The organism is Pseudomonas rhizosphaerae (assembly GCF_000761155.1).
GTDB lineage: Bacteria > Pseudomonadota > Gammaproteobacteria > Pseudomonadales > Pseudomonadaceae > Aquipseudomonas > Aquipseudomonas rhizosphaerae.
The window spans coordinates 4524361-4548628 of sequence record NZ_CP009533.1; the positions used below are offsets into that span (position 1 = coordinate 4524361).

A 24268-nucleotide genomic window follows, 5' to 3' on the forward strand; every position below is an offset into this window, starting at 1 on the left:
ACACTGCGCGTTCGCGCCGTCGTCATTTAAAGGCCAGGCGGTATTCGCCTGGGGCGACCCCACCAGCCTGGCGGAAGCGATTGCTGAAATGGCTGGCGCTGGCGAAGCCGCAGGCCAGGCCGACCTCACCCAACGGCAGGTGCGTCTGACGCAGCAGCGAACGCGCCCGAGCGATGCGGCGAGCCAGCACATACTGATGCGGCGGCAAGCCGAAGCTGGTGCGAAACATCCGCGCGAAGTGGTACTCGGACAGGCTGCACAGGGCCGCCAGTTGGCCCAGGCTCAAGGGTTCGGCCAGTTGCGCTTCGATGAAGTCGCGCAGCAGGTGCCGCTGATGAGGTGCCAGTCCACCCTTGAGCCGCAGTTGCGGACGCGCGGACACCTGGCTGAGCAGCGCATGGGCAAGCATTTCGTGAGCCAGGCTGCTGGTCAGCACGCGCTCGCCCGGTTCGGTCCAGTTCAATGCGATCAACCGCGCAAAGCGTTGGGCCTGTGCCGGGTCTTCGAGAAAGGTATTTTCGCGTAGCTGCATTTCCCGAGGTTCGCGGTCCAGCAAGGTGACGCAGCCGAGCGCGAACTGCTCTGCACTGAAATACAGGTGAGCCAGGCGGATATCGCCGTTGATGACCCAGGCCGATTCATGCCCGGCGGGCAGGATGCATTGCTTGCCGGGCGCGCCTTTCTCCCACGGTCGATCGCGGCGAAAAGTGCCCGTGCCGCCGCCGATGTAGCAGGACAGCGTGTGATGGGTCGGCGCCTGATACTCCTGGGCGTCGTGATGGTTGCGCCACAACGCGGCCACCATCGAATCGCCCAGCTCGGCGCTGTGCTCGAGGCGCGCGTGGCGCGAGTTGTGCAGCGCTTGAAACACTTGCAGGTTGAGCAAAGCCGTCATGATCGATACCCCCGCGCCCATGTTACTGCGTCGCGCAGGGGGCGCCAGTGGGGTGGCGGAATAAGCGCAAGTTTGTGCAAGCCGTCAGTGGCCACCGCTTGGACAATGCGCCTCTGACCCAGGAGGGCATTGTCATGAATCTATCGCTGTATCTGCTGACCGTCTTGATCTGGGGAACGACCTGGATCGCGCTCAAGCTGCAACTGGGTGTGGTCGAGATCCCCGTGTCCATTGTCTACCGGTTCGGCCTGGCTGCGCTGATACTGTTCGCGATACTGCTGGCCACGCGGCGATTGCAGGCCATGGGGCGGCGTGGCCACTTCATTTGCCTGGCTCAGGGGCTCTGCCTGTTCTGCGTGAACTTCATGTGTTTCCTCACGGCCAGCCAATGGGTGCCGACTGGCTTGATCGCGGTGGTGTTCTCCACGGCCACCTTGTGGAATGCGCTTAACGCGCGGATCTTTTTCAGCCAGCGGATCACGGCCAATGTCATCGGCGCAGGTGCGTTGGGCTTGCTCGGTCTGGGCCTGTTGTTCTGGCCCGAGCTGTCGGCTCACGACGCCAGTCCGCAAACCTTGCTCGGCCTGGGCCTGGCGCTGTTGGGTACCTTGTGTTTCTCGGCGGGCAACATGCTTTCCAGCGTGCAGCAGAAGGCTGGGCTGCGACCCTTGACCACCAACGCCTGGGGCATGCTCTACGGCGCCTTGTTGCTCACCGGCTATTGTCTGCTGCGGGGCACGCCCTTCGGCATGGAGTGGAGCCTGCGCTACGTCGGCTCGCTGATGTACCTGGTGATACCCGGTTCGGTGATTGGTTTTACGGCCTACCTGACGCTGGTGGGACGCATGGGCGCCGATCGAGCGGCCTATTGCACGGTGCTGTTCCCCGTGGTGGCGTTGAATGTTTCGGCGTATGCAGAGGGGTATCAATGGACCGCGCCTGCGCTGGGCGGGCTGGTCTTGGTGATGCTGGGCAACGTGCTGATGTTCCGCAAGGGCAGCAAACCCGGGGTGCCCCCGTCGAATGCATCGCAGGGGGCACAGGTTCGCGGCGCCAAGGTGCCGGCTTGAACTAGCCCTTGAACGTCTGTGGATTGACCAGGTCCTGGGGGCGCTTGCCGAGCAAGGCGGCGGTCAGGTTGTCGATGGCACGATACGCCATGGCGTCGCGCGTCTGCGCCGTGGCCGAGCCGATGTGCGGCAGCGTCACGACGTTGCCGAGCTGGAACAGCGGCGATTCGGCCAGCGGTTCTTTCTCATACACATCCAGGCCGGCGCCGCGCAGGGTGCCTTCGCGCAGGGCCTGCACCAGCGCCGCTTCATCGACCACCGGTCCGCGGGAGATGTTGACCAGGATGGCGCTCTTCTTCATCTGCGCCAGCTCAGCCGCGCCGATCATGTGCCGGGTCTTGTCGCTGAGCGGCACCACCAGGCAAACGAAATCGGCCTCGGCCAGCAGTTGCTCGAGGCTGCGAAACTGCGCGCCCAGTGCTTGCTCGAGTTCAGGCTTGCGGCTGTTGCCGCTGTACAGGATGGGCATGTCGAAGCCGAGGTGGCCACGGCGCGCCACCGCGGCGCCGATATTACCCAGGCCGACGATGCCCAGGGTCTTGCCGTACACGTCGGTGCCGAACTGGTCGGCACCGACACTGGCTTTCCAGTTGCCGGCCTTGGTCCAGGCATCCAGTTCGGCCACGCGTCGAGCGCTGCTCATGATCAGCGCGAAGGCCAGGTCGGCGGTGCTCTGGGTCAGCACGTCGGGCGTATTGGTGAGCATGATGCCGCGTTCGGTGAGGTAGCCGACGTCGTAGTTGTCGTAGCCCACTGAAACGCTGGAGACCACTTCCAGATTGCTTGCATCGGCCAGTTGTTTGCGACCCAGTGGCCGACCCGCGCCAATCAGGCCATGGGCCTTGGGCAGGGCTTCGTTAAACTGCGCCGCGATGTCCCCGGCCTTGGGGTTGGGCACGATGACATCAAAATGCGCTTCGAGCCGCTCGACCATGGCGGGGGTGATACGGCTGAACGCGAGAACGGTTTTTTTCATTGGGGGTGTGCTCGTCGGGAGGGCAATGTGAGCACGCTAACATTGCCGAACGAGCAGAAACAATCCCGCCTCAGTTGGCGATTTGCAGGTCGAAGGTCTGCAGGTCGGCGTCGTGGGCCGCGAGGATGTCGGGCAGCGAACCGCGCAGGTATTCAACCCAGGTCTTGATCTTGGCATCCAGGTACTGTCGAGATGGGTAGATGGCGTACAGGTTGAGTTCCTGCAGGCGGTACTCGGGCAGCATGCGCACCAGGGTGCCGTTGCGCAGGCCGTCGATGGCCGCGTAGATGGGCAGCACGCCCACACCCATGCCACTGCTGATGGCGGTTTTCATGGCGTCGGCCGAATTGACTTGGAATGGCGCGTTGTTGATGTTGACCATTTCCTGGCCATCGGGACCTTGGAACAGCCACTTTTCCAGTTGCACCACCGGGCTGACCAGGCGCAGGCAGGCGTGTTCACGCAGATCGCCCGGCGTACGGGCCGAGCCGTGGGCCTTCACGTATTCGGGGGAGGCGCAGACGATGCTGTAGGTGATGCCCAGGCGTTGCGACACGAAGCCGGAATCAGGCAGCTCGCTGGCCAGGACGATGGACACGTCATAGCCTTCGTCGAGCAGGTCGGGTACGCGGTTGGCCAAGGTCAGGTCGAAGGTCACGTCCGGGTGGGTGCGACGGTAGCGCGCAATTGCGTCGATCACGAAGTGCTGGCCGATGCCGGTCATGGTGTGCACCTTCAACTGCCCCGAAGGCCGCGCGTGGGCGTCGCTGGCCTCGGCCTCGGCTTCGGCGACATAGGTCAGGATCTGCTCGCAGCGCACCAGATAGCGCTTGCCTGCTTCGGTCAACGCGATGCGGCGGGTCGTGCGGTTGAGCAAGCGTGTCTGCAGGTGCGCTTCGAGGTTGGACACCGCGCGCGATACGTTGGCGGTGGTGGTGTCCAGTTGTGCGGCGGCGGCGGTGAAACTGCCCGCTTCGGCCACGCAGGTGAACGCACGCATGTTTTGCAAGGTGTCCATGATTCGGTCTCTGGTTCGACGGACAAATTGTCGCATGAAGCCACAATTATACAGAAGGATTATCACCGGTTCGGTAATAAAGAATCACAGGAAATCCAGCTTATCGGCGTCCCCAAGCGGCCCTAGAATGCCGGTCCAGACCCCTCCGCAGTTCTACCTCCCCGGAAATCGCCGCTGTGCCGCGCCGCCTCATCGATGTGCTGAAAATATTCAGTGTCTGGACATTTACCCTGGCCTTGACCGGTTGCATCGGCACTGCTGGCATCGCCCCCCAAGGCGAGGCGTTATCAGCCGATGCGCTGGCCACCGATGCCGCCATTCAAACCGCCGCCCAGGACGCGCAATGGCCCCAGAGCCAATGGTGGCAGGCGTACGGCGACCGGCAACTCGATGCCTGGGTCAGCCTGGCTCTACTCGGCAGTCCAAGCATGGCCATGGCCGCTGCCCGGGTGCGCCAGGCCAAAGCCCTGGCAGGCGTGGCGGAGTCTGCCGAGTCGCTGCACATCGACGCCAGCGCCGCGCTGAAACGCCACAACTGGCCGGCTGATCCTTTCTACGGGCCAGGCGACCTCTCCGGGCAGACCACCTGGGACAACAATGCCGGCGTGGGCTTCACCTATGCACTGGACCTGTGGGGGCGCGAACGCAGCGCCAGCGAGCAGGCCCTCGACCTGGCTCACATGAGCGCCGCCCAGGCGCGCCAGGCCCAGTTGGAGTTGGTCAACAACGTGGTGCAGGTGTACATCCAGCTGTCGTTGCACTACGCCCAACGCGACATCGTGCAGCGCACGCTGGCGCAGCAGGAGCAGATCATGGAACTGGCGCAGCGGCGCTTGCGCGGTGGCATCGGCACTCACCTGGAAGTCAGCCAGGCCGAGGCCCTGTTGCCCGAGACGCACCGGCAGGTCGATGCCCTGGACGAGCAGATTGCCCTCGCGCAAAACCAACTGGCGGCCCTGGCTGGCAAAGGGCCGGGGCAGGGCAGCCAACTCCAGCGCCCGAGCTTGTCCCTGCAGGCCCCGCTCGGCCTGCCGTCTACGCTGCCGGCGCAATTGCTCGGCCAGCGGCCGGACGTGGTCGCCAGCCGCTGGGCGGTGGCCGCGAACGCTCGGGGCATCGAAGTCGCTCATGCCGGCTTCTATCCCAACGTGGACCTGGTGGGCAGCCTGAGCTACCTGGCCACCGGCGGCGGCATGCTCGAATTTCTCGCTGGGCGCAAGCTGGCCTACAACGTCGGGCCCGCCTTGAGCCTGCCGATCTTCGATGGCGGCCGATTGCGGGCGCAACTGAGCGACGCCTCGGCCGGCTACGACCTGGCCGTGGCGCAGTACAATCAGACCCTGGTGCAGGCGCTCAGGCAGATCTCCGATCAACTGATTCGTCGGGCCTCGATGGACAAGCAACAGGCGTTCGCCGACGAATCGGTGGCCGCAGCGCAGCACAGCTACGATATTGCCCTGGTCGCTTACCAGCGGGGTCTGACCGGCTATCTGGAGGTGCTCAACGCCCAGACCCTGCTGCTGCACCAGCAACAGGTCGAGCAGCAGGTGCAGGCTGCGCGGCTGGCGGTTCATGCGCAGTTGGTCACGGCGCTGGGCGGCGACCTCGGGGCAGGGGGCGACACCCCGGCCGCAGATCGTCTGCAAGTGCCCAAGCCACTGGCGGTGATCGATCGATGATCACCTGGCTGGGCCGCCTGCAATGGCGCCGCGGTTTCTTCGAGTGGGCACGCAGTGATGGCGTTACCTGGATTTACATCTTTAAGGTCTTGTTGGCTGCGTTCACCACGTTGTGGCTGGCCATGCGCCTGGAGCTGCCGCAGCCGCGCACGGCGATGATCACCGTGTTCATCGTCATGCAGCTGCAAAGCGGGCATGTCTTCGCAAAAAGCTTCTACCGCCTGCTGGGCACACTGGCGGGCTCGGCGGTCACGGTGGTGTTGATCGCGCTGTTCGCGCAGAACACCGAACTGTTCCTGCCCAGTCTGGCGCTGTGGGTGGGCCTGTGCTCGACCGGCGCCATGCGTTGCCGCAACTTCCGCGCCTACGGCTTCGTCCTCGCCGGTTACACGGCGGCCATGGTCGGTCTGCCGGCGCTGGCCCACCCGGACAATGCCTTCATGGCAGCCGTGTGGCGGGTGCTGGAGATTGCCCTGGGCATTCTCGTCTCGACGGCGGTCAGTGCGGCGATTCTTCCGCAGTCGGCCAGCGCCTCGATGCGCAATGCCTTGTACCAGCGCTTTGCCGTCTTCGCCCGATTCGTCACCGATGGCCTGCGCGGGCGCAGCGCTCGCGAGCAGTTCGAAGCCGGCAACGTACGCTTCATCGCCGAGGCGGTGGGCTTGGAGAGCCTGCGCAGCGTGACCGGCTTCGAGGACCCGCACATGCGTCGGCGCAACGGTCGGGTCAGCCGTCTGAACAGTGAATTCATGGCGGTGACCACCCGTTTCAATGCACTGCACCAGTTGCTCGAACGCATCCGCGCGCGCGGCCATGGCGACGTGGTGTCGGCCATCGAGCCTGCGCTGCGTACATTGGCGAAGATACTGGACGATTTTGCCGAACAAGCCCTGACCGACGCCGATGCCGCGCGCTTGGCCGAACGCATGGCGCTGTACCAGGACGCGCTGCCGGCCCAGGTGCGCAGCTTGCGCGAGGTGTTCGAACAAAAGGGCCCGGACGATGACGACCTGCTGGATTTCCATACCGCCTCCGAGTTGCTCTACCGCTTTGTCGAAGACCTGCACAGCTATGCCCAGACCCACGCCTCGCTGGCTGAGCATCGACATGCTCGCGAGCGCTGGGACGAGCCGTATCGTTCGCAGACCAACTGGCTGGCCAGTGCCGCCGCCGGCATTCGCGCTGCGGTGGTGTTGCTGCTGTTGGGCAGCTATTGGATCGCCACGGCCTGGCCCAGCGGGGCGACCATGACCCTGGTCGCTGCCGCCACCGTCGGCTTGTCGGCCGCCTCACCGAACCCGCGGCGGATGTCGTTTCAGATGGCTTGCGGCACCTTGCTCGGGGCACTGGTCGGCTTTTACACAACCTTCTTCGTGCTGCCCTGGATCGACGGTTTCGCACTGCTGTGCCTGACGCTTGCGCCGGTGCTGACGCTGGGCGCCTTTCTGGCTTCGCGACCGCGCTTCGTTGGCTACGGCCTGGGCCTGCTGATCTTCTTCTCCATGGGCTCGGTGCCCGGCAACCTCACCCAGTACGATCCGTATGGGTTCATCAACGACTACATCGGCATGGTCGTGGGCATGCTGTTTTGCGCGGCTGCCGGGGCGATCATCCTGCCGCCCAACAGTCGCTGGATGTGGCAGCGCCTGGAGCAGGACCTGCGTTCCCTGGTGGTGTTCGCCATCAGCGGCAAGCTGCGCGGCCTGGGTTCGGCCTTCGAGAGTCGCACCCGCGACCTGTTGCACCAGGCCTACGGCCTGGCAGCCGGACAGCCGAAGGTGCAGCGCAACCTGTTGCGCTGGATGTTCGTGGTGATGGAGGTGGGGCACGCGATCATCGAGCTGCGCCGCGAGCAGGAGCGCTTGCCGGTGCACCCTGCCTATGCCCCCTGGCAGCCCTGGCGCCAGTCGATCCGGGTCATGGGTCGCGCGCTGATGCGCCTGTTCATCCAGCCCCAGGAAGGCAACCTGCAACGGGCCATGGCGGCCGTCGAACAGGCCATTCACCTGGTCAGGAACACCGATGAACCCTTCGCCCGACATTTCGACACCTCGGCACTGCGCCGGGTCCAGAGCTACCTGCACTTCATCCGCAGTTCGCTGCTGGACCCGCAATCGCCACTCGCTGAATTGCCCGCGCAAGGAGCTGAGCATGCCCCGTGAAATCGCTTTCCATGGCCTGTACATGCCGACCATGACCCTGTTGTTCGTGGTTGCCGCCGGTATCGCCTGGGCCTTCGATCGGCTGTTCGCCAGCCTGGATCTGTACCGTTTCTTCTGGCACCCGGCGCTGCTGCGCCTGAGCCTGTTCGTCTGTCTGTTCGGCGCCATGGCGCTGAGCATCTACCGTTGAGAGCTGCGCAATGAAAAAGTTTTACAGCCTGTTGGCGACCCTGTTGGTGCTGGCGCTGGCGATTTTCATCGGTCGGCAGCTATGGGTGCACTACATGCAGACGCCCTGGACCCGTGACGGGCGCGTGCGCGCGGACATCATCAACGTCGCCGCCGATGTGTCGGGCTACGTCACGGCGGTGCCGGTGCGCGACAACCAGCGCGTGCGCAAGGGCGACGTGCTGCTGCAGATCGATCCGGCCCACTACCGCCTGGCAGTCAAGCAGGCCCAGGCGCTGGTGGCCTCGCGCAAGGCTGCCTGGGAAATGCGCAAGGTCAACGCCAGTCGCCGTGCCGACCTGGATGAACTGGTGATCTCCAAGGAGAGCCGTGAGGACGCCAGCAACGTTGCGGCCTCGGCCCTGGCCGACTATCAACAGGCCGAGGCGCGCCTGGAGGCGGCGCAGCTGAACCTGGACCGCACCCGCGTGCTCGCGACCGTGGATGGCTACGTCACCAACCTCAACGTCCATGTGGGCGACTATGCACGCGTGGGCGAGGCCAAGCTGGCCGTGGTCGACGAGCATTCGTTCTGGGTCTACGGCTTCTTCGAGGAAACCAAGCTGCCCCACGTGCACGTGGGCGACGCAGCGCAGTTGCAGATGATGAGCGGTGAAACCCTCAGCGGCCATGTGGAAAGCATCTCGCGCGGCATCTATGACCGCGATAACCCGCAGAGCCGCGAATTGATCGCCGACGTCAACCCGACCTTCAACTGGGTGCGCCTGGCTCAGCGAGTGCCGGTGCGCATCCAACTGGATGCGGTGCCCGACGGCATGCTGCTGGCGGCCGGTACGACATGCACGGTGATCGTCACGCCCGCCGTGCCCTGATTATTTAGAGAAGCTGCCCTGCAGGCGTTCGGCGCGGAATTCCAGGGTCTGCGGACGGTAGCCGGGACGCAGCGGTGGCAGCGGCAGGCAGTCCTGCCAATCGGCACCGGCCTGCAGCTCGCCGGGGCCACGGTAGCGCGGCGCGGTGTAGAGGTTCTCCGCCAGGTTGACGGTTTGCCCAGGCGCGTAGGCCGCGATCTGCCACTGCAGTTCGAGCATCGGCACGCTGTTGCCGTTATTGAGGTTCAGGCGCAGCGGACGGTCGCCCGGACAGCCTTGCGGATCGTAGGCAATGCGCATTTCCAGACGCGCCAGGCGATGGGCTTCGCGCGTGTCGCTCATGATGACCCACAGCGAAAGCAATGCCAGGGCGAACAGTGCGGCCCCGGAGATCGGCAGCGCCTTGGACGGGTAGCGCACCAGCAGGACGATCCAGGAAATGATCAGGAAGATGCCGATTAACATGACTGCCAGCCTTGGTGAGAGAGTGGGGCGTATCCTACAGAACGTTTGCATGTCGGTGAAAACTGCGCCCACACAGGGTCAGTCGTCCGGCTGATCGCGCAGGAACACCAAGTGGTCGGGCCGTGACTCGTCGGCACTGTAGCGATAGCCCTGGCGATCGAAACCCTTGAGCTGCGCCGGGTCGTGGATTTTTTCGTCGATCACGAAGCGAGCCATCATGCCGCGGGCTTTTTTGGCGTAGAAACTGATGATCTTGTACTGGCCATTCTTCAGGTCCTTGAAGTCGGCAGTGATCAGCCGCGCGTGCAAGGCCTTGCGTTTGACGGCGGAGAAGTACTCGTTCGACGCCAGGTTGAACAGCACGTCGTCGCCTTGTTCGGCCAAGGCCTGGTTGAGCCATTCGCTGATGCGCTCGCCCCAGAACGCGTAGAGGTCCTTGCCGCGGGCATTGGCCAGCTTGGTGCCCATTTCCAGGCGGTAGGGTTGCATCAGGTCCAGGGGGCGCAGCAGGCCGTAGAGGCCGGACAGCACGCGCAGGTGTTTCTGCGCGTAGTCGAAACCGGCTTTGTCCAGCGTCGTGGCCTCCAGTCCGGTGTAGACGTCGCCCTTGAAGGCGAGCAACGCCTGCTTGGCGTTGTCGGGCGTGAAGTCGGGAGTCCAGCTGCCGAAGCGGGCAGCGTTGAGTCCGGCCAGCTTGTCGGAAAGGTGCATGAGCTCGGCGATCTGCGCCGGGCTGAGCTCGCGCAGCTGTTCGATCAGCACCTGGGAGTGGTCGAGAAACTCAGGCTGGGTGTAATGCGGGATGACCGGGGGCGTATCGAAATCGAGGGTCTTGGCGGGGGATATCACCATCAGCATGCAAAGGTTCTCCTGTGAGCGTGGATAAATTCTGGAGCAGCGCCGGGAGCGCGTCCACCATTAAGCGCGGGGGGATCCAAATGGATCGCAGCGACCCCGGACGCGGCTCGCGCCGCTGCTACAGGGGGCGTGTCGTTCGCCGATGATGCCATTCGCGGGGTACCGCATCCGCGTCCGGCCACACCGCGCCTGTAGCAGCGGCGCAAGCCGCGTCCGGCCACACCGCCAACCCTCTGGCACATCACCCACCCACGCACCGTATTGACGCCACCGATCCCGCTCCTCCACAGTGCCCGGAAAAAGGAAACCCGCGCATGGACTACGCACTCATCGACTGGAGCATCATGCTTCTGGCCATCGCTGCCGCCTACATCGTCTTCGGCATTGCCGGCTTCGGCACGGCCCTGGTGGCAGGCCCAATACTTATCCACTTCATGCCGCTGGCCACGCTCATACCCTTGCTCGTCGTGCTCGATTTCATCGCCGCTTTCGGCAACCTGATACCCGCCCGACAATCGGTGGTGGGGGTGGAGCTCAAGCGGCTGCTACCGTTCATGGCATTGGGCTGCACCTTGGGCGTGGTGTTTCTGCTCAACCTGAAATCCGACCTGCTGTTGCTGTTGATGGGCCTGTTCATCACCGGCTACGCCCTGTACATGCTGCTCACCACGGCACGACCCGCGCGGTTGTCGCCCTGGTGGTCCGTGCCGATGGGCACCGTCGGTGGGCTGTTCGGTGCACTATTCGGCAGCGGAGGCTTTCTCTATGCGATCTACCTGAGCGCGCGGCTGGATGACAAACAGCAGGTGCGAGCCACGCAGAGCGCGCTGATCAGTTGCAGCACGATCGTGCGCCTGACGCTATTCATCATTGCCGGCGTATACGCCAATACCCAGCTGCTGCTGACCGCCGCCTGTCTGCTCCCGGCCATGGCGGCAGGCCTGTGGATCGGGCGTCGACTGACCCTGCGCATGTCCCGCGAGGCCTTCGTGCGGCTGGTGACTTGGCTGGTGCTGGCCAGCGGACTGGCGCTGCTGTACCGCTATTTCAATCCTTGACCTGCGCGGGCAGGGGACTATCCTGCCGGTTTTGCGCACCGTCGAGCCCCTGCATGAACACCCAGAACATACTCGTTCCGCGCCTTTCCACCTTGCCGGTACACGAACCCCGTGCGCGGGCGATCCTGCGCTGGCTGGTGCGCAAGGACATCGTCGAAGAACAGCTGAGCACCTGCGGTCGCAGCGGCAATCGCATGGCCTACGCCATCGGTGCGGGTGCCCGGCACGTCGTCGAACAGCCAGAGCTGCTGCCCTATGGACAGCCCGTCAACGGTTTGGAAGTGGTCACCGACCGCTGCATCTTCACCCCCGTCGACGGCTTCCTGCACGAGGCCGGCTGCCCGGAATGCCGCCAGGAAGTCGGCGAGGCCCTGTTCGACAGCCTTGAAGAGTGGATGCCCGGCCTCACCGACAACTTCACCTGCCCCCTGTGTGGCCATGAGGACGACATCAACGGCTTCCTGTTCCTGCAACCCTGCGCGTTCTCCAACCTGGGGTTCATCTTCAACAACTGGGGGCAGACGTCCTTCAAGCCGGCGTTCATCGCCGAATTCGCCGACTGGCTCGACCAGCCGATCGCCCAGGTGCTGGTGAAGTTCCAGGACAATTGACCGCCAGGCCATCTTTGCCTTTCTTGTGGGGGCATGTGTGGGTATAATGGCGCGCTTCCATTTTCCCGCTCGGGAGCCCCCGCATGCTGCGTATCAGCCAAGAAGCCCTGACCTTCGACGACATTCTTCTAGTGCCCGGTTATTCCGAAGTACTGCCCAATGAAGTCAGCCTCAAGACCCGTTTGACCCGCGGCATCGAGTTGAACATCCCGCTGATTTCCGCGGCGATGGACACCGTGACCGAAGCCCGCCTCGCCATTGCCATGGCTCAGGAAGGCGGCATCGGGATCATCCACAAGAACATGACCATCGAGCAGCAGGCTGCCGAAGTGCGCAAGGTCAAGAAGTTCGAGGCCGGCGTGGTCAAGGACCCGATCACCATCGAGGCTGATGCCACCGTTCGCGACCTGTTCGAACTGACCTCCCTGCACAACATCTCCGGCGTGCCGGTGCTGCACGACGGCGACCTGGTCGGCATCGTCACTTCGCGTGACGTGCGCTTCGAAAATCGCCTGGAAATCCCCGTTCGCGAAGTGATGACGCCCAAAGAACGCCTGGTCACCGTCCGCGAAGGGGCCGACAAGGACCTGGTCCGCGACCTGCTGCACAAGCACCGCATCGAGAAAGTGCTGATCGTCGACGGCGAGTTCCACCTCAAGGGCATGATGACCGTCAAGGACATCGAGAAGGCCAAGGCCTACCCACTGGCGAGCAAGGATGACCAAGGTCGTCTGCGCGTCGGCGCAGCCGTCGGTACCGGCAAGGACACCGGCGAGCGCGTCAGCGCCCTGGTCGCAGCCGGCGTCGACGTGGTCGTGGTCGACACCGCCCACGGTCACTCCAAAGGCGTGATCGACCGCGTGCGCTGGGTCAAGCAGAACTTCCCCGACGTCCAGGTCATCGGTGGCAACATCGCCACCGGCGAGGCTGCCAAGGCCCTGGCCGAAGCGGGCGCCGATGCGGTCAAGGTCGGTATCGGCCCAGGCTCCATCTGCACCACCCGTATCGTCGCCGGTGTCGGCGTGCCGCAGATCAGCGCCATCGCCAACGTCGCCGCTGCCCTCGAAGGCACCGGTGTGCCGTTGATCGCCGACGGAGGCATCCGCTTCTCCGGTGACCTGTCCAAGGCCATCGTCGCCGGTGCCTACTGCGTGATGATGGGCTCGATGTTCGCCGGTACCGAAGAAGCGCCGGGCGAGATCGAACTGTTCCAGGGCCGTTCCTACAAGGCTTACCGCGGCATGGGCTCGCTGGGCGCCATGTCCCAGGCCCAGGGCTCGTCGGACCGCTATTTCCAGGACTCCTCGGCCGGTGCCGAGAAACTCGTGCCCGAGGGCATCGAAGGCCGTGTCGCCTACAAGGGCGGCCTGTCGGCGATCATCCATCAGTTGATGGGTGGCCTGCGTTCTTCCATGGGTTACACCGGCAGCGCCGACATCCAGGAAATGCGCACCAAGCCCGAGTTCGTCCGCATCACCGGCGCCGGCATGGCTGAATCCCACGTCCACGACGTGCAGATCACCAAGGAAGCGCCCAACTACCGCGTGGGCTGACCCCCGGTAGTTTGCCTTGCGCCCGGTTGAAGCCGGGCGGCAGGCAGACATTCAATCTAGCGGGGCTGTTCACTACAGCCCCGTGTTGTTTCCGAATACATCTGACGAGAATGAGTCATGGCCCTCGACATTCACGCCCACCGTATCCTGATCCTCGATTTCGGCTCCCAGTACACCCAGCTGATTGCCCGCCGCGTGCGCGAAATCGGCGTGTACTGCGAACTGCACCCGTTCGACATGGACGATGAAGCGATTCGCCAATTCGCCCCGCGCGGCGTCATCCTCGCCGGCGGCCCCGAGTCGGTCCACGAAGCCGACAGCCCGCGCTGCCCGCAGGCGGTGTTCGACCTGGGCGTGCCGGTCTTCGGTATCTGCTACGGCATGCAGACCATGGCCGAGCAATTGGGCGGCAAGGTCGCCGGTTCGGAAATGCGCGAATTCGGCTACGCGCGCGTCGACGTGGTCGGCAAGAGCCGCATCCTCGAAGGCATCGAAGACCACATCGACGCCGATGGCGTGTTCGGCCTGGATGTGTGGATGAGCCACGGCGACAAGGTCACCGAGATCCCCCAGGGTTTCCATGTGCTGGCCAGCACCCCGAGCTGCCCGATCGCGGGCATGTTCGACGACGACCGCAATTACTACGGCGTGCAGTTCCACCCCGAAGTGACCCACACCAAGCAGGGTGAACGCATCCTGTCGCGCTTCATCATCGACATCTGCGGCTGCGAAGCGCTGTGGACCCCGTCGAAGATCGCCGAAGACGCCATCGCCCATGTCCGCGCTCAGGTCGGTACCGACAACGTCCTGCTGGGCCTGTCCGGCGGCGTCGACTCCTCGGTGGTCGCAGCGCTGTTGCACAAGGCCATCGGCGACCAGCTGACCTGCGTCTTCGTCGACAACGGCCTGCTGCGCCTGCACGAAGGCGAGCAGGTCATGGCCATGTTCGCCGAGAACATGGGCGTCAAGGTCATCCGCGCCAACGCCGAGGCTCAGTTCCTCGACAACCTGGCCGGCGAAGCCGACCCGGAGAAGAAGCGCAAGATCATCGGCCGCACCTTCATCGACGTGTTCGATGCCGAGTCCACCAAACTGGACAACATCAAGTACTTGGCCCAAGGCACCATCTACCCCGACGTGATCGAGTCGGCCGGCGCCAAGAGCGGCAAGGCCCACGTGATCAAGTCGCACCACAACGTCGGCGGCCTGCCCGAGGAAATGAACCTCAAGCTGGTCGAGCCACTGCGTGAGCTGTTCAAGGACGAAGTCCGCCGTCTGGGCCTGGAACTGGGCCTGCCGTACGACATGGTCTACCGCCACCCATTCCCCGGCCCAGGCCTGGGCGTACGCATCCTGGGTGAAGTGAAGAAGGAATACGCCGATCTGCTGCGTCGCGCCGACCACATCTTCATCGAAGAGCTGCGCAAGGCCGACTGGTACCACAAGGTCAGCCAGGCTTTCGTCGTGTTCCAGCCGGTCAAATCGGTCGGCGTCGTCGGCGACGGCCGCCGCTACGCCTGGGTCGTCGCCCTGCGCGCCGTGGAAACCATCGACTTCATGACCGCCCGCTGGGCGCACCTGCCCTACGAGCTGCTGGAAACGGTGAGCGGCCGCATCATCAACGAGATCGAAGGGATCTCGCGGGTGACCTACGACGTGTCGAGCAAGCCGCCGGCTACGATTGAGTGGGAATGATGGGGTGGCCGGTATTGCCCGGCACGATCTAGCAAGAAACACTCTGGAGCCCGCGTAATTGCGGGCTTTTGGCTTTTTGGGTCTGGCAAATTCTGGCACCTTTGTGCATCGCCAAGCACCGTGTTTGTGAGGCATGGTACTGGGCATTAACTGAGCCAAATGCCATGCTCGGTTTTCGATACCATGCCGTCTCTGTAGAGGAGCGCATGGTATCAAATCTCACCATTTGCCCGATTTCATGGGGCTTTAGCGTAATTTTTGGTGCGTTTCTGAGCATGGTATTTTCTGAACGGAGTCCGCGAGTCCCATGCTGACCGATACCAAGCTGCGTAATCTCAAATCGAAAGAAAAACTCTACAAGGTGAATGACCGAGACGGGCTTTACGTGGCCGTCACGGCGGCGGGGTCGATCTCCTTTCGCTACAACTACTCCATCAACGGCCGACAAGAGACGATCACTTTTGGTCGCTATGGCATAGGCGGTATCACGCTTGCGGAAGCACGTGAGCTGCTTGGTGAGGCGAAAAAGATGGTTGCGGCAGGCAGGTCGCCTGCCAAGGAGAAAGCCCGTGACAAGGCTCGTAGCAAGGGAGCAGAGACGTTTGATGCTTGGGCAGAGAAATGGCTGCGCGGGTATCAAATGGCCGACTCGACCCGTGACATGCGCCGCTATGTTTACGAGCGTGAGCTAAAGCCGAAGTTTGGCAACCAAAAGCTGGTTGAGATTAACCACGAGGACCTGCGGGCACTGACCGATGCAATCGTGGAACGTGGTGCACCGGCAACTGCGGTGCACTCCCGTGAAATTGTGATGCAGGTCTTCCGATGGGCAATTGAGCGTGGCCAGAAGGTCGAGAACCCCGCCGACCTTGTACGTCCCACAAGCATCGCTAAATTCGAGCCGCGTGATCGTGCCTTAGGCCCTGACGAAATCGCGCTGATGTACCAACACTTGGATCGTATTGGCACCGCCTCATCCGTAAGAGCTGCGGCTAAGCTGCTGTTGCTCACTATGGTGCGCAAAAGTGAACTAACCAACGCCACCTGGGACGAGATCAATTTCAGCGACGCCGTATGGACCATTCCAAAAGAACGGATGAAGCGGCGCAACCCCCATTTAGTGTTCTTATCCAGACAGGCGCTGGATTTTTTTATTGCGTTGAAGACCTTCGCTGGTGGTTCGGATTATGTCCTTCCACCTCGGTACGATTCTGACTTGCCAATGAGCACAGCCACGATCAATCAGGTGCTGACACTGACGTATCGGCTCGCGGAAAATGAAGGGAAGCCACTAAGCAAGTTCGGGCCGCATGATTTGAGGCGGACAGCGAGCATGCTCCTGCACGAAGCGGGGTACAACTCAGATTGGATTGAGAAGTGCCTTGCGCATGAGCAGAAGGGCGTACGGGCCGTTTACAACAAGGCAGAATATCGCGATCAGCGCCGGGCGATGTTGCAGGATTGGGCCGATATGATCGACGGCTGGACGCTTAAAAAAGCGGCCCGTAACGACTGATGCTACACCCCGCATCAAGTGCAGCGGGTCGCGTCAGCTTCGTGAATTACAGTCCACGGCCCACCTCCGGTGGGTTTTTTTCGTCCGTTAAACCTCGGTTTGGCGGACGCACTATTTGTCGAAATCCCCTTTTGGGAAAATCCCATAAAAACAGAGCATGGTCTCTATTTTTCTGTCCTGGAACTTAGCGTTTAACGGACTGTAAGCTTATGATATTTATGAGGAAAATCTATTTTTTATGCTGGAAAGCACCGGCAATGTGGGGCAATAATCAAACCTCGATGCAAAGCATATAGAGGTATTTGGTGTGGCTAAGGAATCAGGAAATAACAGCAAAGTCCTCATCAGCAAGAAGCAATTGCTGGCGATCATCCCGCTATGCGAACGTACGATTTATAACTTTGAGAGAGACGGAAAGTTTCCTCGCCGGATCGCGATCAGCAGTCGTAAAGTTGTATGGGATTTGTCCGAGGTTGAAGCATGGATTGATGCATGTAGGGAGTCCGGCTCCGCACACCGTCCTGGGATGGGGGCATGAGCGATGGCAATTGATCTGCTTGCGGCGTTTGCGAATGAACCGACAGCGCTTGATTTCATTTGGCCTGGATTCTTGGCGGGGACTGTCGGAGCACTCGTAGCTCCCGGCGCTACCGGGAAAAGCTTTTGGGCGTTGGAGGCTGCAATGTCTGTCGCTTGCGGCGCAGCTATCGAGAGCAGAGCGTCAGGCAGTGACCTGATAGCGCTCAGCCCGGCGAAAGCCGGTCGTGTGATCTATCTGGCCGGGGAAGATCCCGAACCAGCATTGGTTAATCGCATTCATGCAGTAGGCAAATATTTAGGGCAAGAAGCGCGCGATACCATTGAAAACAAGCTGAATAGTTGCCAACAGCCAGAATAGGTTAATCGCATAGCTATACAATCGGTGTGACCATTGAGCTGACTGGCTCAGTATTAGGTCTAGAAGTCCATCAACTGAAGTGTCTGGTTGTGCAAGGTTTGTATCGGCCACCGCATTACCAGCAGCGAGCATTCCTCTTAATGCAAGAAGCCAAAAGGGGCTACGGGTCATAGTTAATACCCCTTGGAACCACCACGGATGGTAGGCTGATTTTTAAAAACTAAGTCTGAGTTTTTTTGATTGATGTTTGAATTGCATTCCCGGCTGCTCACGAACACGGTCGTCGTCACTGACGCGGCAACAACCAGGCCAGCACATACCAGAACTATGAGCCACTTTGAAATAGCCATTATTAGTACCCCTTTGAACCGCCACGGATATTAGGTTGCTCCTTGAATTTCTGTTCAGTTGCCTCGCTCATGGCCTTCCGGTCGCCTTGCTGTGCCATATAGTTACTTTGCATATTTATCTGGGTGGCCAAAAGGTCACGCAGTTTTTGAAGTTGCTGAACATTCTGCGAGGCAATTTCGTTGCCCGCCTGTATCGCTTGCATACGACCAGTCGCTGACTGAGAGCGAGCTACCATGGTATCGAGTTTGTTACCTTCAGACTCAAATGTGCTCGTGTTCAGATCTGCCGCTTCAAGCGCTGTTCTGACGTTGTCACGACCTTGCTTTGAGCAGTTCTTATAAACTTCCCGGGTGTGAGGTTTGCTGAGTTCGCCGCACCATTCAGGTAAGACTGAAAGCCGGGAAATTGGTTGTTGAACTGCGAATCCATGTTATCGATCTGGCGGCCAAGAGACTGCGACTTGTTATAGATGCCAACCACATCTCTCAAGTCGGCAGCGATACGGCTAAACACGGAGTTTGGCAAGCCTGCGCCCTGGTCAACCATATTTTGATACTGCTGTACCTGTATTTGTAGTTGTTTGGCAGTGTTTAGAGCTGTGTTGACTTGCTCGGCATATTGGAACATTTGCTGATAAAAAGTTGAGCAGTTTGAACAGTGTATGGCAAAAGCATTTTGCCCCATGAAAGTAAAAATAAGAGCTGTTATAGATAATTTCCTGGCATTTGTCATTTTTGTGTCCTGTGAAATCCTGTCACGATATATGAGCGAGATTGCTTGCAGTAACGAGAAACGTATCGTGTGAACTGCACATATCCAAAGCTAAAACCATCCACATATTCGGTATAAAGCCACGTAAGGGTATGGACGAGTAGTATCTTCGTTTCTAACTCTTTCCTGATCTTGAAGAACTCGGCGCGGCCAGTTCTTCTCTTGACAGGCTTTTGACTATCACTGCGCATCGGGTTTCCTCCTTTCGCTATTGGTTTTAGCACGGACTAAAGCATGAGGGAACACGAAATCACTGGGCATTGAAAATTAATGAAACTTAACGCAATTCTATGCAACTTAGGGAAATTTAAGGCAATCAAGGCAACTCAATGCGAGTGTATGCGAGTGTATGCGAGTGTATGCGAGTGTATGCGAGTGTATGCGAGTGTATGCGAGTGTATGCGAGTGTATGCGAGTGTGCGCGATTTAACGAAATTTAATGCATTTGGTAGATTTTCGGTTTTGGGTCGCATTTAATCGCCTACATTGAGAAGGCAAGATGTGTGTTGTACGGGTACGGGCAAGCCCGGCCCTGCCAATACCTTCCCTTATTCACCTCCGGCTCAACGTATTTGGCTCTGCGAGGCTTACCATCTCTGCCGCTATTTAAAGCATGAAGGACAACGCGGGTAAACAGAGCAAAATTTGACTCTGTCGAGAGCTTGCACGTATATGAGGTTGGGGTGTCTGCCGAAAAACGAGCTGCTATCCATAAGTGCACATATCCGTTGAGATTCACTCTATGCGTGTATGCCTGAGTTTGGATGAATTGCGTTTCAGGTTCGTGGCAGATCTTCGCTGTTGCTGACTCAGCCAATATAATTTGTGACATCGAATAAAGCGCCGCATTTTAAAGTTCTGGTTAGTCGAGGTCATGGGCAAGCAGATAACTAATGGGCATGAGCAATGATGACAAGCTTTCGAGGTTTGCGAGCGAGGTTTTTGGATTTCGTCAGTCGGATTGTTCACAAGCGCAATAACTACAGCTCAGTTCGGCTGTTGTGGACTCTTTTAGTGGCTTATTCAAAAGTTGCGTCTTGGGCTAATACTAGGTAGCTAGCCTTTCAGTTCAATATGGCTTGGCGTGCTACGATTATGCTTGTCTATTATGAGTGATTTAGGCTAGGCTTTCATCTATCCAATGGTTAAACCCATCAATACCGAGTAAAAATAATGGAGTATGATTTTTCGAGACTGTCAACACGTTCCTTTGAGCAATTAATCCAAGCGATCGCATTGGAATCAATTGGCCCCGGGGTGAGCATATTTGGAGATGGACCTGATGGCGCGCGCGAAGCTACTTTCGAAGGTACAGTTTCGTTTCCGAGCCTATCGGAACCTTGGGGCGGTTACGGTGTGGTACAGGCGAAATTTCGACAAAAACCCGGTATAAGAGATTCTGAATGGGCACTAACGGAACTGAAAGCGGACCTTGATAAATTCTTGGACGTAAACCGAAATTTAAGAAAGCCTGAATATTACATTTTTGCGACTAACGTAATTTTAACGCCAGTCGCTGAGATCGGTGGAAAAGATAAGGTTAACGCTCTTCTGAGCTCTTATAAAAAGAAAATAGGTATTAAAGATTTTCGCATTTGGGATCGGGATCAATTAAATGCGTATCTTGATTTATATGAAAATATTCGAACTTCGTATGCCGCTTGGGTCACGTCAGGTGATGTGCTTACGGCAGTCCTGAAGAATATGGGTGCAGTTCGTCCGGACTTTAGAAGTGTCATGATGAACTTTGTGCGCAAAGAGCTAACCTCTGAGCAGTACGTGAATTTAGGCCAAGCAGGTAGTAGTACCGATGATAAAATTCCATTGGCTTGTGTTTTTGTGGATGTTCCAATAAGCGGTAATTGGGTTCCTTCGCCGAGCGAAAGGATAACGTTTAGTAATCAAGTGGGTGAACGATATACTGCTGAAGAAGAACAAGAAGAGCACGAAAATTACGAAGATTACGAACACCGAGAAGAAAATGACTTCAGCGCTGTGAAGAATTTATTGCATATATCAAGCCAGCGTCTTGATTCGGCTTCACAGATGTCACGTGAGATTAAAGACGAAACATATATTTCGCAAATACCTGGTAGAGTAGTTTTCATAGGAGGGCCAGGGCAGGGAAAAAGTACATTGACACAGTTCTTCTGTCAAATGCATCGTGCTTCGCTATTGTTTCAGGACAATGCGAATATCATTACCCCTGAGGTCACTACTGCTTACGAGTTGATTCTTGAGCAGTGTGGTGTGGAGGGAATAAGTCCTCCGAAAATCCCAAGATTTCCCGTGAAAATCGAACTGAATCGATTCGCTTCTGCTTTAGCCAAAGGGCAGACAACTTCGCTACTAAGTTATATTTTAGCGATGATTAAGCGCCGGTGTGATAGAGAAATCGCTGCTGATGACTTAAGAGCCTGGTTGAGAGCTTACCCATGGTTGTTAGCGCTTGACGGACTCGATGAAGTCCCTGCTTCTTCAAATAGGGCTGAGGTTCTCCAAAAAGTCGATGATTTTCTGATCGATGCGCAAGAGTGTAATGCAGACTTAATGATTGTGGCCACGAGTCGCCCTCAAGGATATAATGACGATTTTGCTGAAAAGTATTACTGTCATCTTACTTTATCCCCTTTGACATCGATGAATGCGTTGCATTACGCGGAACGCTTAATTACACGTCGATGGGGTGCAGATCACGACAAAGTCACATTGTTTTTGCAGCGCATTGGGCGAGCTAGTGAAGAAGACTCGACCGTCAGACTGATGCGAAGTCCTCTGCAAGTAACAATAATGACGTTGCTTGTCGAAAGCTTGGGGGAACCTCCAAAAGAACGCTGGAGGCTGTTTAATGAGTATTATCAAGTAATTAATCGCAGAGAAAAAGAGCGCGATATACCCGCAGCAAAATTGCTTAACACATATCAGGCTGATATAGATGTAATTCACCAGGAGGTAGGAAAGGTATTACAAATAAAGTCGGAAGTTAGTGGTAGTACTGATGCTCTTCTTACAACTGATCAATTTTCTCTAATAATAGATTCAAGGCTTGAGTCAGAAGGTCACTCAGATACAGAGCGCTACAGATTAAGGCAGGAAATTCTTAGTGCTGCGCTGGAGCGGCTTGTTTTCTTAGTAGCGCCGCAGGAGGGGCGAGTGGGATTCGAGATTCGATCATTGCAAGAATTCATGGCTGCACAAGCGTTGATGAATGGTCGAGACGAAGACGTTGTTTCCAGGCTCAAGTCTATTGCGCATGCGTCACATTGGCGAAATGTTTTTCTATTCGCGGCTGGTCGATGCTTCTATGAAAGACAACATCTTAGGGATAGGATCCTCAGTTTATGCATGGATCTGAATGAAGATATAGGATCGCCAGAGAGAAGCAGATTGCCGAGCACGGTCTTGGCAGGAAGTCAATTAGCTATAGATATCCTTGAAGACGGCGCTATTTCAAATCAACCTGCTCAAAGAAGATTTTTTCTTCGGCTGGCTATGAGGGTGCTTGAGCTACCACCCAGTGAAAGTCACATGCGGTTGGCTGCACTTTACGACCCCGCTGTTCTGGATGTATATAAAGAGCATCTTCTTCATCTACTACACGATTCGTCGTTGTTGAGGTTTTACGGTGCTTGGCACGTTATTTTGATCTTAGTCGCTAAGAAAGTGTCTTGGGCTTGTGCTGCCGCAGATCAGCATTGGCCTTGGGACTCTGAAACTGCGATGAGCATAATTCGCTCCTCGCGCAAGCTGCCAAGTAGCGAGTTCTTACTCGAAAAAGCATGTCAGGCTTTTGTGCAAAGCCCCCCAGTTAAAGCTAGTAAAGCAGATATCATATCTATTCGGCGAATTGCAAGTAAGTCTGATGTTAAAGTATTGGGCTGGATGTCTTATTTAATTGATGTTGGCGAGCATAGAGCAGATAGGCCGGAGATTTTAATCGAGGGTGTTTCAAAAAGTTTTCGATTAAATTTGGACAGAGGAAGGCTTGAAAAGCCAGTGATGCCAGATGTTGATGGGATTCACCCGTTGTGGGAGTGGCTATTCAAAGCTTTTAATTTGGGGGAAGGGGCGACGGGTGGTGATCTATCTAAGCTATTCGATGATTTGAGTTCGATTAGCAACTGCTTCACTCCAGATATTCTTGGAGATTGGGCGTGGCATTTACCTTGGCCCGTTATGACGTGTATCAGGCAACTGACCAATGATAGGGATTTGGCGTTCTACGCGAGGCAGGCAGAAATTGGTGCTTTGGGCTCTGATGCACTGTGGGAAAGTGCTAGAGAACGTTGGTTCGAAGTAGGGGTGACCTTAGCTGATCTGAATTACATTCCTGGCAATGATCTACCCTTCGATGCAAATATTAATGTAATCGGTTTCCCTTTGAGGTGTGCTGGGGCCTCTATTTTTAGTTCAAAAGATAGAGTTAATTCTGGTCTTTTTGAATTAATTGGTAAGATTGAAAGGTCTTCTGTTAGGTCGGAATTGGCTGGAAAATATCTATTTTCGTTAAGTTGTGCTGGTGCTTCTAGGTTAGAGTTCGGGTCTCGCGAGTTAGAGGAACTTCCAAATATCTTGTCGTTAGTTCAGGATAATTGGGTTCATATCTCGTTCTTGAAAGCCCTGCCGTCCGAGTATTGGGAATTCCCACAGTTCCAGTCGGTAATCAACTTTATGAAAGGTAAACGGTACTTTTCTGCGGATGAGGTTGATGATGAATTTGGTATTAAAGTAGAGCGGCTCTTATATTCGAATAAGTCTAGTGCGGAACTTTTGAAGTTGTTGTATGTTTGTTGTGAAAGGGGGTTTAATCCTACCTCAATGTCTGAGTGGGTTGCGCCGGAAAAATTTGAGTCATTGGCCTGTAAAGGTCACGCTGCTTTGATATGCTTATCCAGAGGGCGTGTGAGTGCGGCAATGGTTGGAGAAACCGCTATGAACATATTAAACGGTGATAATCACCTTTCGCCGCAATACAAGAAGAGCTTGGTCCAGTCGGCACTGAAGTTTATTGCTCCGGCAAGTTTAAGTGATGAGGTAGGCGCGGCTTTATTGATTAACCTTCAAGATGGCTTGGACATACATCACCTGTCATTAAAGTCGATGGTTTTTGACTCGATGCAAGAACTACAAAGAAGTCATCTAAGTACGCCATTTTTGTGCTGATAAAACTGACACTTTTAGATTTTAATGTCAAGCCGCGTTTACACCGAGGGGCGCGGTTTTCCCTTAACGAGTGTTTGATCATTTGTCATTACGGCATACTGATTGTTTCTGAGTCTTTAGTTTTAGGTGATGTGCACGGGGCTGTAAGGTTTTCAGATGAGTTAATTGCCACGTTTATTTTGTGTCGTGGGTAGGTAAGCAGGCAAGGAATAATTCGATTCAAGTCAATGACTGTACGCTGTGTTGCTTATTTTCTCATCGTCTAACCAGTGATTGATCGTCACAAATAAAAGTGATCGTTTTGTACCAATAAAAGATCGTTCAAGTCCGTACAACTCATCAGCTATTATTCATTCGGTGGCGGATAACGAAAATAGAAAGTAAACCGAAGTTGCGGTGTTCTTGGACGTGTAGCGCGGACTTGTAGCTTCGACTAAAGGAACGGGAGTGGCACCAGATGAAAAGACC

Annotated in this window: 20 protein-coding genes; 13 read left to right on the top strand and 7 right to left on the bottom strand. The window is 57.6% G+C overall.

What is annotated here, in order from left to right:
- Window positions 1–22: 22 nt before the first annotated feature.
- Window positions 23–895, bottom strand: a complete 873-nt coding sequence (locus LT40_RS20145) for a helix-turn-helix domain-containing protein (protein ID WP_043193868.1) — start codon at window positions 893–895, stop codon at window positions 23–25.
- A 134-nt stretch (window positions 896–1029) separates the two neighbouring features.
- Here LT40_RS20145 and LT40_RS20150 point away from each other — a divergent pair, with 134 nt between their 5' ends.
- A complete protein-coding gene (locus tag LT40_RS20150) occupies window positions 1030–1965 on the top strand; it encodes a DMT family transporter (RefSeq protein ID WP_043192982.1) in 936 nt (311 codons plus the stop codon).
- Between the two features lies 1 nt (window position 1966).
- On the opposite strand, the gene LT40_RS20155 is transcribed toward LT40_RS20150, so the two are convergent.
- A complete protein-coding gene (locus tag LT40_RS20155) occupies window positions 1967–2941 on the bottom strand; it encodes a 2-hydroxyacid dehydrogenase (protein WP_043192983.1) in 975 nt (324 codons plus the stop codon).
- Window positions 2942–3011: 70 nt separating this feature from the next.
- Entirely contained in the window at window positions 3012–3959 is a 948-nt protein-coding gene (locus LT40_RS20160; protein ID WP_043192984.1) for a LysR family transcriptional regulator, read from the bottom strand.
- A gap of 176 nt (window positions 3960–4135) precedes the next feature.
- Here LT40_RS20160 and LT40_RS20165 point away from each other — a divergent pair, with 176 nt between their 5' ends.
- The 4 genes from LT40_RS20165 to LT40_RS20180 are packed head-to-tail and all read left to right on the top strand — an operon-like array spanning window position 4136 to window position 8861.
- Window positions 4136–5638 (top strand): efflux transporter outer membrane subunit, encoded by a 1503-nt coding sequence (locus LT40_RS20165; protein ID WP_043192985.1) that lies wholly within the window; start codon window positions 4136–4138, stop codon window positions 5636–5638.
- Window positions 5635–7800 carry an FUSC family protein gene (locus LT40_RS20170; protein WP_043192986.1) on the top strand — a complete coding sequence of 722 codons (2166 nt, stop codon included), beginning with the start codon at window positions 5635–5637 and terminating at the stop codon, window positions 7798–7800. The genes LT40_RS20165 and LT40_RS20170 overlap by 4 nt, the downstream gene beginning before the upstream one ends.
- The gene (locus LT40_RS20175) at window positions 7790–7990 is read left to right on the top strand and encodes a DUF1656 domain-containing protein (protein ID WP_043192987.1); all 201 of its coding nucleotides are present in this window, start codon (window positions 7790–7792) and stop codon (window positions 7988–7990) included. Before LT40_RS20170 ends, LT40_RS20175 begins: the two co-directional genes overlap by 11 nt.
- Before the next feature lie 10 nt (window positions 7991–8000).
- On the top strand, window positions 8001–8861 hold the full coding sequence (locus tag LT40_RS20180; protein ID WP_043192988.1) for an efflux RND transporter periplasmic adaptor subunit: 861 nt from the start codon (window positions 8001–8003) through the stop codon (window positions 8859–8861).
- On the opposite strand, the gene LT40_RS20185 is transcribed toward LT40_RS20180, so the two are convergent.
- Entirely contained in the window at window positions 8862–9326 is a 465-nt protein-coding gene (locus tag LT40_RS20185) for a hypothetical protein (protein ID WP_043192989.1), read from the bottom strand.
- A 78-nt stretch (window positions 9327–9404) separates the two neighbouring features.
- Window positions 9405–10184 carry a peroxide stress protein YaaA gene (gene yaaA / locus LT40_RS20190; RefSeq protein WP_043192990.1) on the bottom strand — a complete coding sequence of 260 codons (780 nt, stop codon included), beginning with the start codon at window positions 10182–10184 and terminating at the stop codon, window positions 9405–9407.
- A 314-nt stretch (window positions 10185–10498) separates the two neighbouring features.
- Between yaaA and LT40_RS20195 the strand changes: the two genes are divergently transcribed.
- The 7 genes from LT40_RS20195 (at window position 10499) to LT40_RS20225 (ending at window position 17515) form a co-directional block, all read left to right on the top strand.
- Window positions 10499–11242: a sulfite exporter TauE/SafE family protein gene (locus tag LT40_RS20195; protein WP_043192991.1), complete on the top strand. Its 744-nt coding sequence runs from the start codon at window positions 10499–10501 to the stop codon at window positions 11240–11242.
- 53 nt (window positions 11243–11295) lie between these two features.
- Window positions 11296–11853 (top strand): hypothetical protein, encoded by a 558-nt coding sequence (locus LT40_RS20200; protein ID WP_043192992.1) that lies wholly within the window; start codon window positions 11296–11298, stop codon window positions 11851–11853.
- Window positions 11854–11936: 83 nt separating this feature from the next.
- Entirely contained in the window at window positions 11937–13406 is a 1470-nt protein-coding gene (guaB, locus tag LT40_RS20205; RefSeq protein ID WP_043192993.1) for an IMP dehydrogenase, read from the top strand.
- 117 nt (window positions 13407–13523) lie between these two features.
- Window positions 13524–15101, top strand: a complete 1578-nt coding sequence (guaA, locus tag LT40_RS20210) for a glutamine-hydrolyzing GMP synthase (protein ID WP_043192994.1) — start codon at window positions 13524–13526, stop codon at window positions 15099–15101.
- Between the two features lie 307 nt (window positions 15102–15408).
- On the top strand, window positions 15409–16617 hold the full coding sequence (locus LT40_RS20215; protein ID WP_043192996.1) for a tyrosine-type recombinase/integrase: 1209 nt from the start codon (window positions 15409–15411) through the stop codon (window positions 16615–16617).
- 307 nt (window positions 16618–16924) lie between these two features.
- Complete coding sequence (locus LT40_RS21475) at window positions 16925–17155, top strand: helix-turn-helix transcriptional regulator (RefSeq protein ID WP_043192998.1); 231 nt, start codon at window positions 16925–16927, stop codon at window positions 17153–17155.
- 3 nt (window positions 17156–17158) lie between these two features.
- Window positions 17159–17515 carry an AAA family ATPase gene (locus LT40_RS20225; RefSeq protein WP_475276222.1) on the top strand — a complete coding sequence of 119 codons (357 nt, stop codon included), beginning with the start codon at window positions 17159–17161 and terminating at the stop codon, window positions 17513–17515.
- Window positions 17516–17867: 352 nt separating this feature from the next.
- On the opposite strand, the gene LT40_RS22170 is transcribed toward LT40_RS20225, so the two are convergent.
- On the bottom strand, window positions 17868–18146 hold the full coding sequence (locus tag LT40_RS22170) for a hypothetical protein (RefSeq protein ID WP_475276230.1): 279 nt from the start codon (window positions 18144–18146) through the stop codon (window positions 17868–17870).
- Window positions 18143–18598: a P-type conjugative transfer protein TrbJ gene (gene trbJ, locus LT40_RS22175; protein ID WP_475276223.1), complete on the bottom strand. Its 456-nt coding sequence runs from the start codon at window positions 18596–18598 to the stop codon at window positions 18143–18145. Before trbJ ends, LT40_RS22170 begins: the two co-directional genes overlap by 4 nt.
- Before the next feature lie 1212 nt (window positions 18599–19810).
- Between trbJ and LT40_RS21655 the strand changes: the two genes are divergently transcribed.
- Window positions 19811–23800 (top strand): NACHT domain-containing protein, encoded by a 3990-nt coding sequence (locus LT40_RS21655; RefSeq protein ID WP_148308592.1) that lies wholly within the window; start codon window positions 19811–19813, stop codon window positions 23798–23800.
- The last annotated feature ends 468 nt before the right edge of the window (window positions 23801–24268 follow it).